This is a genomic window from Arthrobacter sp. BGA-UO-ETr-C19, assembly GCF_059568005.1.
The window spans coordinates 84,581-95,832 of record NZ_JCAQPC010000021.1 but is presented as its reverse complement, the minus strand read 5'-3'; the positions used below and the strand labels follow the sequence as shown (position 1 = coordinate 95,832).

The 11,252-nt window shown below is 67.1% G+C and carries 10 protein-coding genes; 2 read left to right on the top strand and 8 right to left on the bottom strand.

The features are described 5' to 3' along the window. Position 1 precedes the first annotated feature (1 nt). Together AC57BR_RS13485 and AC57BR_RS13480 are read left to right on the top strand one after the other, a co-directional pair. Positions 2-1,426, top strand: a complete 1,425-nt coding sequence (locus AC57BR_RS13485; RefSeq protein ID WP_496361355.1) for an NtaA/DmoA family FMN-dependent monooxygenase — start codon at positions 2-4, stop codon at positions 1,424-1,426. Between the two features lie 136 nt (positions 1,427-1,562). Continuing rightward, the gene (locus AC57BR_RS13480; RefSeq protein WP_496361353.1) at positions 1,563-2,354 is read left to right on the top strand and encodes an IclR family transcriptional regulator; all 792 of its coding nucleotides are present in this window, start codon (positions 1,563-1,565) and stop codon (positions 2,352-2,354) included. 51 nt (positions 2,355-2,405) lie between these two features. Here the strand turns inward: AC57BR_RS13480 and AC57BR_RS13475 are convergent, their stop codons facing one another. From AC57BR_RS13475 to cycA, 8 genes are all read right to left on the bottom strand, one after another. After that, positions 2,406-3,083, bottom strand: coding sequence for a glycerate kinase (locus AC57BR_RS13475; protein ID WP_496361351.1), 678 nt, complete (start codon positions 3,081-3,083; stop codon positions 2,406-2,408). Beyond that, positions 3,080-4,069: a 2-hydroxyacid dehydrogenase gene (locus tag AC57BR_RS13470; protein WP_496361349.1), complete on the bottom strand. Its 990-nt coding sequence runs from the start codon at positions 4,067-4,069 to the stop codon at positions 3,080-3,082. The genes AC57BR_RS13475 and AC57BR_RS13470 overlap by 4 nt, the downstream gene beginning before the upstream one ends. A 2-nt stretch (positions 4,070-4,071) precedes the next feature. Continuing rightward, positions 4,072-5,064, bottom strand: coding sequence for a hydroxymethylglutaryl-CoA lyase-like TIM-barrel protein (locus AC57BR_RS13465; RefSeq protein ID WP_496361347.1), 993 nt, complete (start codon positions 5,062-5,064; stop codon positions 4,072-4,074). Further along, positions 5,061-6,311, bottom strand: coding sequence for a CaiB/BaiF CoA transferase family protein (locus tag AC57BR_RS13460; protein WP_496361345.1), 1,251 nt, complete (start codon positions 6,309-6,311; stop codon positions 5,061-5,063). The genes AC57BR_RS13465 and AC57BR_RS13460 overlap by 4 nt, the downstream gene beginning before the upstream one ends. A gap of 56 nt (positions 6,312-6,367) precedes the next feature. Beyond that, complete coding sequence (locus AC57BR_RS13455; protein WP_496361343.1) at positions 6,368-7,816, bottom strand: GntP family permease; 1,449 nt, start codon at positions 7,814-7,816, stop codon at positions 6,368-6,370. A 209-nt stretch (positions 7,817-8,025) separates the two neighbouring features. Continuing rightward, entirely contained in the window at positions 8,026-8,835 is an 810-nt protein-coding gene (locus tag AC57BR_RS13450; protein WP_496361341.1) for a methylenetetrahydrofolate reductase, read from the bottom strand. A gap of 27 nt (positions 8,836-8,862) precedes the next feature. After that, complete coding sequence (gene purU, locus AC57BR_RS13445; RefSeq protein WP_496361339.1) at positions 8,863-9,765, bottom strand: formyltetrahydrofolate deformylase; 903 nt, start codon at positions 9,763-9,765, stop codon at positions 8,863-8,865. Further along, positions 9,762-11,252, bottom strand: coding sequence for a D-serine/D-alanine/glycine transporter (gene cycA, locus AC57BR_RS13440; RefSeq protein WP_496361337.1), 1,491 nt, complete (start codon positions 11,250-11,252; stop codon positions 9,762-9,764). Before cycA ends, purU begins: the two co-directional genes overlap by 4 nt.

The window sequence follows — 11,252 nt, the reverse complement described above, 5'->3', positions numbered from 1 at the left end:
CATGACAGACACACACATCGGCAACGGCTTCGTGCCCTCCGGCAAGCTGCAGCTCGGCATCTTCTTCCAAGGCGTGAACTCGGGTACGGTCTGGAAGTCGCCGGAATCCGGGTCGCAGACCGACTTCGAGTCCTTCCGCCGCATCGCCCAGACCGCGGAGCGGGGCCTCTTCGCCGCGTTCTTCCTCGGTGAGGGGCTGCGGCTCCGCGAGCACCTCGGCCGTCCGCACGCGCTGGACGTCGTTGGCCGGCCGGACGCGCAGACCATGCTGGCCGCCCTGGCCTCCGTGACAAGCCGCATCGGCCTGGTGGCCACGCAGAACACCACGTACAACGACCCCGCTGATCTGGCACACCGGCTGTCCAGCCTGGACCTGCTCTCCGGCGGCCGCGCGGCCTGGAACGTGGTCACCACGGACAACGCCTGGACCGGCGCCAACTTCCGCCGCGGCGGATACCTGGACCACGCCGACCGGTATGTCCACGCCGAAGCGTTCGTCAACACGGCCAAGCGGATCTGGGACTCCTGGCAGGACGGCGCCATCGCCGAAACGCCCGCCGCCTCCGCCTGGGCCGCGCCTGGTTCGGCCAGGCCCGTGCACCACCAGGGCAAGCACTACACGGTGGACTACGTGCCGCGGCTGCCTCGCAGCGCCCAGTACCGGCCTGTGCTGTTCCAGGCGGGTGACTCGCCGGAGGGCCGCGACTTCGCCGCCCGGCAGGCAGACGTCATCTTCTCCGCCCACCCGAAGCTCGAGGACGCCCTCGACTTCCGCCGCGACATCGTCGAGCGCACGGTCAGGGCCGGCCGCGGTGCGACCGACGTCAAGATCATGCCCGCGAGCGAGTTCATCCTCGCCGCCACCCCGGAGGAAGCACGCGAGAAGAAGGACTGGGTGCGGAGCCTGCAGATCGGCCCCGAGCAGGCCATCGCGTACCTCGAGCAGTTCTGGGGGCGCGAGCTTCAGGGCTTCGATCCCGACGGCCCGCTGCCGGACATCGACCCAGTGGTGGAGGAGACCTCCGAGACCCGCGGCAGCGGTTTCCACGGCGCCAAGGCCAAGCAGCTGGCGGACCAGTGGCGCGCCGAAGCCAAGGACAAGGGCCTCAGCATCCGGCAGTTCGTCTCCGCCCGGACCAGCCGCGGGGACTCCAGCTTCACGGGTTCCTACACCGAGGTGGCGGACCGCCTGGCGGAGTATGCCCGCACCGGCGCCGTGGACGGCTTCAACATCTCGCCGTGGCTGATTCCTACCGGGCTGGACGACATCGTCAACCACCTCGTCCCGGCGCTGCAGGAACGTGGTGCCTACCCGACGGAGTACGCCGGGTCCACGCTGCGGGAGAACCTCGGCCTGGCGACGCCGGTCCGGCAGGACGCCGACGCAGTCCGGCTCCAGCTGACCATCGGGGAGCAACTCCTCTAGAGTTTTTGTACAGATACCGCGGGTTGTGGGGGTATTTGCGGCCATTATCTGTACAAAAACTCGAAGGGGGTCCAGCGGGTGAAGGATTGGGCCGTGGGATTGGACCGGGGTGAAGCCACCGTCTAGCGTGAGTCCTATGTCGGCAGCCGATGCTTCAGCCAAATCCAGCAGCAACCCCCTGCTCGTCCTGGGGAAGATCACGTCGATCCTGGATGCCTTCTCGCTCTCCCGGCCGGTGCTCTCGCTGAGCGACATCCGGGAGTACACCAGGATGCCCACCTCCACTGTCCAGCGGCTGGTCACCAACCTCACTTCCCAGGGCTTCCTGGACCGGGAGGAGGATGCCTACCGCATCGGCATGCGGATGGCGTACTGGGCTGCCCCGGCCACGCGGGGCATGGAAGTCATCGATGTTCTCAGCCCCCTGCTGAAGACCCTGCGGGACACCACGGGCGAGACGGCCTGCTTTTTCAAGGCCGAGCAGCATTACCGGGTGTGCGTCGCCATGGCTGAGACCCGCCACGCCCTGCGCCGGGAGATGCATCTTGGCAAGGTTCTTCCGCTCTATGCAGGCTCCGCGGGCCGGGTCCTGCTGGCGTGGGATCCCGAGCTCATGGACGCCGTCCTCAAGGATCCGCTGGAGCCGATCACCGAGTCCACGATTACCAGTTCCGAAGACCTGGAGAGCGTGGTGAAGCAAACCCGGACGGACGGCTTTGCCATAACGGTGGGTGAGCGCGAACACGGGGCTTCCGGGCTTTCCGCACCGGTTTTCGACTCCGCTGCCGGACTGGTGGGCGCGGTGACCATCAGCGGACCGACCCTGCGCATGCCCCTGGAAACCTGTGAGGCCTGGGTGGAGCCGCTGCTTGCGACCGCCGAGCACATGACAAGACTGATCGGCGGCCGGTTCCCCGGCGAAGCGTAGCGGCCCGCCGGGAAATCGCGGGAAACCCCAGGGACCGGGCAAACCGAAGCGCTACAACCGCGCCGCCGAGTACCCGGCCACCGACATGCCCGCCGCGTGCATCGCCGCGGCGTCGGAGGCCACGAGTATGTCGCTGAAGTTCCGGGCGTAGGCGCCGAGGTCCGCCGCGACGGACCCCACCACAGCCACCACGGGGATGGTCCGTCCCGATCTCCGCACCCGTTCCAGGAAGGTCGACGTGACATCGGAGAGCACGGTGAGCCGGGCACCCCGGAGGCCGCCGCCGTCGTTGATCGCCTGGACGGCACCGGCTCCCCCGTCGGTGGTGGCAGACCCGCCCGCTGCCACCATGATGTGCGTGGCGCCGGCATCCACCGCGGCGGAAACCATCATGCCCGTGCCGTAGGTGCTGGCCGATACCGCATCACGCGGTCCGCTGCTCGGCACCGTCAGGCCGCTGGCCTGTGCAAGCTCGACGACGGCGGTTCCGTCCGCCGCCAGCCCGATGGTAGCGGCGAGCGGCTCACCCCAGGGGTTCTGCGCGACGACGGAAACAGCCGACGCCTGCAGGCTGCTGCACAGCGCGTCGAACGTTCCCTCCCCGCCGTCGGCGACGGGCAGCTCTGCCGCCGTGCCGCCTGCGTCACGGATGCCGGCGGCGATGGCCGCAGCCACTTCCGCTGCCGGGTACGTCCCCTTGAAGCTGTCCGGGGCGACCAGGACGGTCATGCGCCCGTAAGGGTGTTGACGGCGTGCGGCGGGGTGCGTCCCTCGGCGATCGCGACGGCGTTCAGCGCGCTGAGGCGGGCCATCTCGCTGCGGACCGGGACGGTGGCACTGCCCACGTGCGGCAGCAGCACGGTGTTGGGCAGCTCGGCGAGTCCGGGTGCTAGCCGCGGCTCGTCCTCGAACACGTCCAGCCCGGCACCGGCGATGACCCCGGCCCGGAGCGCCTCGACCAGGGCGGCCTCGTCCACCACCGGCCCGCGGGCGGTGTTGATCAGGATGGCATCGGGCTTCATCCGCTCCAGCACCGGCCGGTCCACCAGATGCCGGGTCTGGTCGTTGAGTGGCACGTGCAGGGACAGGAAGTCGCTGCGTTCCACCAGCTCATCCCAGGAAACCTGCCGCACCTTCCCCGCGAATTCGCCCAGCTCCTCGTCGCTGACCGGCCGGTGACCGGGAGGCCGCGGGGCGAAGAGGATTTCCATCCCGAAGCCCAGGGCGCGGCGGGCGGTGGCACGGGCGATCCGGCCGAACCCGGCCAGGCCCAGCACCGCGCCGGACACGTCCCGGCCCAACAGCAGCTCGGGCTCCCAGCCGTGGAATTTCCCGTCACGGACCAGCCGGTCCGCTTCCACCACGCGGCGGGCGGTGCCGAGGATGAGCAGCATGGCGATGTCCGCCGTCGCATCCGTCAGCACGCCGGGGGTGTTGCCCACCAGAATGCCGTGGCGGGTGGCGGCGTCCACGTCGATGTTGTTGTAGCCGACCGCGAAGTTGGACACACCCTTCACCCGCGCGCCGGCCAGCAAAGGGGCGTCGACGACGTCGCGCAGCTGGGTAAGGACGACGTCGTACTCGCCCGAGGCGCACAGCGCCGCCAGCGTCTCATAGTCGGGCGGCGACGGCAGCACGGTGACCGTGCCGGCGTCGGAAAGCAGCTGCAGCCCGGGGTCCGGGATGGCGGTGGTGACCAGGAAACTGCTGCCCATCCCTATTTACCTCCGGTGGTGCATGATGTCGCGGAAGCGGGAGTGTCCGACGGGATGACCCAGCGGAACGCCGGGGCTTTGGACCTGGCGCCCTGTGCCGCCTTGGAGCGGTTGGGTTCGCCCAGTTCGGCGAGCAGCTTCTCGGACAGGACAACGAGGTCCGCGAAAGTTTCCGGGGTAACCCAGCCGGGCCGGGTGGCGAACAGGATGTCTTCACTGGAGGTGTTGCCGCTGGCGCCCGGGGCGAAGGGGCAGCCGCCCAGTCCGCCGAGCGCGCCGTCCACCATGGCGGCCCCTGCCTGGATCGCGGCGAGGGTGTTGGCCACGCCCAGGCCCCAGGTGTCGTGGCCGTGGTAGACGATCCGGCGTGCCGGGGATTCCGCCCGGACGCGCTGGATGAGGCCCGACACCTGGGCGGGGACGGCCTGGCCCAGCGTGTCGCAGAGGACGATGTCCGTGGTTCCCTCCGCACGGGGGTCGTTGGCGATCGCCAGGACCCGCTCCTCGGGCACGGTCCCCTCGAACGGGCAGGTGAAGGACGTGGCAATGCACAGCTGGATCTGCCCGTTGACCGCCTGTGCGTACTCCACGGCCTGGGGCAGGGCGGCGAGGCTTTCGTCGGTGGTGCGGCCGATGTTCGCCTTGTTGTGCGAGTCCGACGCCGAGAGGCAGTACTGGAAGTTGCGGGCACCGGCGGCGGCAGCTTTGGCAACGTGGCCGGGGGTTGCCACCCAAATCCAGCACTTTTCCAGTTCCTTCGGGGTGAGATTCTGGACCACCTCCAGGGTGTTGGCCATGGTGGGGACCAGGTCCGGACGGGCCATGGAGCCCAGCTCGATGGCCGGCACGCCGAGGCGGAGCAGTTCCCGGACCGTCTCCAGCTTCCGTTGGACGGACAGGACTTTCCCTGTGAGCTGCAGCCCGTCCCGCAGGGTGACATCCCGCAGGATGACGTCGCCCAAGATCGAGGCGAGGGTGTCTACATGCTGGTTCATGCCTGGAGTGCCTCCTCGCGGCCGGTTGCCGCACTGATCTCTGCCGGGTCCATGCCGAGGAGCCCGGCGAGGATTTCTGCCGTGTTTTCGCCCAGGTCCGGGCCGAGGTTCCGGATGGGGAGGGATTCGCTGCCGATCACCGGAACAATACCCGGGAATCCGACGCCGGGCAGGATCTCCTCGCCCGTGGAGACGTCGAATTTCTGGACCATGTTGCGGGCGGCGTACTGGCTGTCGGTGCTGATGTCCGCCGCGGTGTAGATGGGCCCCGCCGGGACACCGGCTGCGTCCAGGGCTGCCAGGGCGTCGGCGGCATCCAGTTCCGCGGTCCAGGCGCCGATCGCCTGGTCCAGCTCCTCGCGCCGGGCCCACCGGCCGGCGTTGCTCTGCAGCGCAGGGTCTTCGGCCAGGTCGGGGCGGCCGATGGTCTGCATGTACCGCTGGTAGATGGAGTCCCCGTTGCCGGCGACCACGATGCTGGCGCCGTCCCGGCAGATGTAGGCGTTTGAAGGCGCTATCCCCTCCATCCGGCCGCCCACACGCTGCCGGTCCACACCGTACGCCTGGTAGTCGGGGATCAGGGATTCCATCATGGAGAACATGGCCTCGTGGAGCGCCACGTCGATGATCCGCTCGGTGAGCGGCACAGCTCCGGCCGTGTCCCGCCGTCGTGCTTCCCTTTGGTACAGGCTCATCATGGAGCCGAAGGCGGCATAAAGTCCGGCGATCGAGTCCCCGATCGAAACGCCCACCCGTACCGGTGCGCGGTCCGGGTCACCGACGAGGTTCCGGAACCCGCCGTACGCTTCGGCGACGGCGGCAAACCCCGGACGCTCGGACAGCGGGCCTGTCTGCCCGAAGGCGGAGATCCGCGTGATGATGAGGTCCGGGTTGGCCTCGTTGAGCACCTCCGGGCCGAGGCCCCACTTCTCCAGCGTGCCCGGACGGAAGTTTTCCAGCAGGATGTCCGACTTGGCGGCGAGCTTCAGGACCGCCTGCTTTCCGGCCTCGGTGCGCAGGTCCAGCACCACGGACTTCTTGTTGCGGTTGATGGTCCGGTACAGCATGGAGGTGTCGCCCTTGTGCAGCCGCCAGTTGCGCAGCTCGTCACCGGTTCCCGGCCGCTCCACTTTGATGACCTCGGCGCCGAAGTCCGCGAGGAGCCTTCCAGCCGTGGGTGCGGCAATGTAGTTTCCGAGTTCCAGGACGCGGATGCCTTCCAGGGGCGCGATGCGTGGTGGTGTCATGGTGTCTTCTTCTTTCGTTGGCGTACGCCGGGAACGCGCGGTGGTCTCAGGTTCGATTAGAACAGCAGGCTCATGGGCAGGATCAGCAGGATGGCGACGACGGAGGCCACCGAAACCCCGACCGTCACCGATTTCAGCGCACCCCGCACGCTCTGGCCCAGGAGCGACTGCAGGAGCCAGAAGGTGTTGCTGGTGACGTGGACCATGAACAGCGATCCGGCGCCGGCGGACAGCGCCAGCAGCACGGGATCCAGGCCGATGACGGGTGCAATGGGCGCCAGCAGGCCTGCTGCGGTGATGGCGGAGAGCGTGACGGAGCCGACGGCGATGTGCAGCACGGCCGCGATGGCCCAGACCACCAGGAGGGGTGCGACGGTACTTGCGGAGAAGAAGCCGCCGAGGATGTGGCCGAGGCCTGCTGCGGCGACGGTCGCGGCGAGTGAGCCGCCCACGCCGGTCAGGATCAGGATCTGGCCGCTCTCCTTGAAGCCGACGGCGATGGCCTCCTCGACGCGCTTCTGCCCGATGGCGGAGCGGGTGACGAGGCAGGTTCCGATCAGGCCGATCAGCAGGGCGATGACCGGTTCGCCCAGGAGCTGCAGCCAGGGCAGGTCGATCTTCAGGATCTGCAGGATGGCCCCCGCGCCGATGAGGAGCAGCGAGGTCAGGAGGGGTGCAAACAGGACGATCAGCGGGAACTGCTTCGGTTCGCGTTCGGCCACGGCGACGTTTCCGGCGACCTGGGCAGCGGTTCCGTTGGTTCCCGGCCCGCTGGCGGCGGTGCCGGCGGCAGCGGGGCGGCCAGCACCGCCGTCGTACTCTTCCTCTTCACCCTCCCGGTCCTCTTCGGCGACGAAGGTGTGGTCCTCGTCCTTGGCCTCGTTCCAGAAGCCGCGGCGGAAGAGGAACGTCATGATGGCGATGGCGATGATGATGGTGGGGATGACCAGCAGCAGGCCGAACAGCAGCATTTTGCCGAGCGGCACGTTGAGGAGGCCTGCCAGGGCAAGGGATGCGACGCCGGGAACCGTGAAGACGATGCCGCATTCGAGGGCGATGGCCATGGCGGTGGCCATGCGCGCCGTGCCGAGTTTGCCGATTTTGGGTGCCAGCTTGCGGGCGAGCGGGGCGGAGATGACGAGCAGGACGTCCAGGAAGATGGACTGAAGCACCGTTCCGATGGCCAGGCCCATGGTGTAGGGCAGGCGCTTGGGCCCGAACGTGTTCAGCAGATGCTCCACGAGGCGCCGGATGGCTCCGCTCTGGTTGAGGATGGAGCCCATGAGAACGCCGAAGGCGATGAGCAGGCCGACGTCCACCATGATGTCGCCGAATCCGGCGGTGATGGTCTTGACGGTCTTTTCGACGCCGAGGCCGACGGCGAGGCCGAGGTACACGGAGCTGACCACCAGGGCGATGACGGGGTTGACTCTGAAACGGACAATCAGCAGCACGGCGGCGAGAACCGCGACGGCTGTGTTGATCAGGACAGCGATGTCTTGCATGTTGGGGAATCCGATCGTTGGGCCTTCCGCACTGAAGGCTTGGGAGCAGGGTCGGTCGTGAGGAGCGACACATTCGCTGTTCCCATATTATGGGTTTCAGCTCACAATGCAAGATGTTGCGGGCAACTTAAACGCGGAAGGCGCCCGGCCGTGTGGCCGGACGCCTTCTGCGTTGGTTACCGCGTCGTGTGTGGGTCTGCCTTCCCGGTTCAGGAAGCCTTCGCGCTTTCCCCGGCGCTCCAGTTCATGGCGGGCTGGGATTCGACGTTGTTGAATGTGTAGAGGTGGATGCCCGCAAGTGCAGGTTCCATGGCGGCCAGTTCGGATACCAGGGAGCGGGATGAATAGCTGCCGGCGTTCAGGAGCCTGCGGGCCAGGGGCCCCTTGCGGTTCAGGAACTTCAGCGAGGGACCTACTCCGATCTTGGTGGCCAGCGAGATCAGCTTGGCCCGCGGAACGGCCCCGGCAACGCCGGCCCAGATGGGAAGGTCGACACCTTCGCGGCGCAGCAGTTCGGCGTACCAGCCGATCCTGGGCGCCGAAAAGCACATCTGCGTCACCACGCTCGAGGCCAGATGCTGTTTCTCCAAGAGTGCATCGAGCATCTTTAGCTCGTTGTGCTTCGGATGGCCTTCCGGGTATCCGGCGACGCCGATGGCCATGGTCCCGCCGGTGAGGTCGGCTATGTCCTCCATGAGCCGGCTGCTGTTGCCGTAGGGACCGGCCGCCTCCGGGGCGTCGCCCCCGATCGCGAAAACCTCCGTGATCCCCGCAGCCTCGCAGTCGCGGAGTATGCCCGCCAGCTGGGCGCGGCTTTCGAGACTTCGTGCGGCCAGATGCGGAATCACCTTGTAGCCGAGCTGGCCAAGTTGAACCGAGGCCCGCACGGTGGTCCCAACCCCATGGTGGGGCAGGCACGTCACGGTCAGCGTTGATCCGGCGGGAACTTGGGCCTGGACTTTGGGAATGATGCCGTCCGTGGGGATGATCTCCAGGCGCAGGGGCAATTGGTTCGTCATGAGCAACTCCGGGTCTGGTTGGGCTTGTCAGCGGAGGATAACCGTGCGGTTCCCTGACAGGATGATTCTTCCTTCGGCGTGCCAGCGCACGGCATTCGTCAGGGCCTTGCACTCCGCATCCTTGCCCACGGACACCAGATCCGCGGGAGTGTACGTGTGGTCGACCTCAATCACCTGCTGCGCAATGATCGGCCCCTCATCAAGCTCTGAGTTTACGTAATGGGCCGTGGCGCCGACCGTCTTCACGCCGCGCTCATGCGCCTGGTGGTACGGTTTTGCGCCCTTGAAGCTGGGCAGGAAGGAATGGTGGATGTTGATGGCCCTGCCGGCGAGCCGCGCGGTGGCGGAGTCGCTGAGAACCTGCATGTAGCGGGCCAGGACCACCAGTTCAACCTCATAAGTGTCCACCAGTTCCAGGAGCCGGGCCTCCGCTTCGGCCTTGCGCTCCGGGGTCACGGGGATGTGGTGGAACGGGACACCGTGCCAGGCCGCGAGCTTTTCGAGGTCCGGGTGATTGGACACCACCGCCGCGATCTCCACCGGCAGCTCGCGGCTGCGGGCGCGGACCAGCAGGTCGTTGAGGCAGTGATCATACTTGGACACCATCACCAGGATCCGCTGCTTGCGGTCGTGGCGCTCGAGCCGCCAGTCCATGCTCCACTGTCCGGCCAGCGGCGCGAAGCCGTCCCGGAGCTGTTCGACGGCGGCTGTGTCACCCGTGGAAGCGAAGTGGACCCTCATGAAGAAGTGCCCCGCGTTCCGGTCGCCGAACTGCTTGAGGTCAACGATGTAGCACTCCTGCTTGAGCAGGAAGTCCGCGACCGACTGGACGATTCCCAGGGAATCCGGGCAATGGAAGGTGAGCACAAACTCCCCGCCGGCCCCGCTGGCCGGGTCAGCCAATGAGGGCTTTTCCTCGGTCCTGATCATCCCTTGACGCTTTCCTTCTCCTCGAGACGCCGGCCCGCATGTTCGCGGGCGGCAGTCTCCTCGGCCTGCAGTTCGTCCTGGAAGGCTGCGTAGCGGGCCAGGTGCGCGGGCCGGCGGCGCAGAACCAGCCAGGCCGCACCGAGCAGGACGAACCAGACGGGTGTGACCAGCAGTGCGGTCAGGGTGTCGGGCTGGGTGGTCAGGGTCCACAGCACGAAGGCGAAGAAGGCGAAGACCACCCACACCATGGGAATTCCGCCGGGCATCCTGAACTTGGAGGCGGTGTGCAGGTGCGGGCGACGGCGCCGGAATGCGATGTAGCTGGCGAGGATGATCGACCAGACGAAGACGAAGCAGACAGCGGAAACGGTGGTGACCATGTCGAACGCCTTGCCGACGTCCTGGCCGGCGTACATGAGCACCACGCCGGAGAGCAGCAGCACGCAGGACAGGAACAGGGCGTTATTGGGTACCTTGCGGCGGGACAGGCTGCCGAAGGCGGCCGGTGCGTCGCCTTCCTGCGCCAGGCCGTAAACCATGCGCGAGGTGGAGTAGATCCCGGAGTTGGCCGAGGACATGGCCGAGGACAGCACCACGAGGTTGACCACCGTGGCGGCGGCCCCGAGCCCGGCCAGCGAGAACATCGCAATGAACGGGCTGTGGCCGGCGGCGAACTGGGTCCACGGCGTGACGGACATCAGGATGATGAGGGCGCCCACGTAGAAGAGCAGCACGCGCACCGGGATGGAGTTGATGGCTTTGGGAAGGTTCTTCTCCGGGTTCTTGGCCTCCGCAGCCGTGGTGCCCACCAGTTCAATGCCCACAAAGGCGAACACGGCGATCTGGAACCCGGCCACAAAACCCATGAATTCATTGGGGAAGAAGCCGCCGTGGCTCCACAGGTTGGTGAAGCTGGCCTGTCCGGCGTCGGACTGGAAACCGCTGAAGATCATAAACAGGCCCACCACGATCAGCGCGGCGATGGCGATGATTTTGATCAGGGCGAACCAGAATTCAGTTTCACCGAATGCCTTGACTGTGGTGAGGTTCAGCAGCAGCAGGATGGCGACGGTGGCCAGGCCCGGGATCCAGAGGGGCAGTCCCGGCCAGAGTTCCTTCGAGTAGCCGGCGATGGCGATGACGTCCGCGATTCCGGTAATCACCCAGCAGAACCAGTAGGTCCATCCGGTGAAGAACCCCGCCCACGGGCCCAGCAGGTCGGCGGCAAAATCGCTGAAAGACTTGTAGTTCAGGTTGCTCAGCAGCAGCTCGCCCATCGCCCGCATGACGAAAAAGAGCATGAAGCCGATGATCATGTAAACGAAGATCACGGACGGCCCGGCCGCGGAAATTGTCTTGCCGGAGCCCATGAACAGGCCCGTGCCGATGGCACCGCCGATGGCGATTAGCTGGATGTGCCGGTTGCTCAGCTGCCGCTCCAGGCGGGGAGCCTCACCGGCCGCGGAGGCAGGAGGATGAATCGTCAT

Coding starts and splice junctions, on each gene's coding strand:
- AC57BR_RS13485 (WP_496361355.1), top strand. CDS start 2: ATGACAGACACACACATCGGCAACGGCTTCGTGCCCTCCGGCAAGCTG.
- AC57BR_RS13480 (WP_496361353.1), top strand. CDS start 1,563: ATGTCGGCAGCCGATGCTTCAGCCAAATCCAGCAGCAACCCCCTGCTC.
- AC57BR_RS13475 (WP_496361351.1), bottom strand. CDS start 3,083: ATGACCGTCCTGGTCGCCCCGGACAGCTTCAAGGGGACGTACCCGGCA.
- AC57BR_RS13470 (WP_496361349.1), bottom strand. CDS start 4,069: ATGGGCAGCAGTTTCCTGGTCACCACCGCCATCCCGGACCCCGGGCTG.
- AC57BR_RS13465 (WP_496361347.1), bottom strand. CDS start 5,064: ATGAACCAGCATGTAGACACCCTCGCCTCGATCTTGGGCGACGTCATC.
- AC57BR_RS13460 (WP_496361345.1), bottom strand. CDS start 6,311: ATGACACCACCACGCATCGCGCCCCTGGAAGGCATCCGCGTCCTGGAA.
- AC57BR_RS13455 (WP_496361343.1), bottom strand. CDS start 7,816: ATGCAAGACATCGCTGTCCTGATCAACACAGCCGTCGCGGTTCTCGCC.
- AC57BR_RS13450 (WP_496361341.1), bottom strand. CDS start 8,835: ATGACGAACCAATTGCCCCTGCGCCTGGAGATCATCCCCACGGACGGC.
- purU (WP_496361339.1), bottom strand. CDS start 9,765: ATGATCAGGACCGAGGAAAAGCCCTCATTGGCTGACCCGGCCAGCGGG.
- cycA (WP_496361337.1), bottom strand. CDS start 11,252: ATGACGATTCATCCTCCTGCCTCCGCGGCCGGTGAGGCTCCCCGCCTG.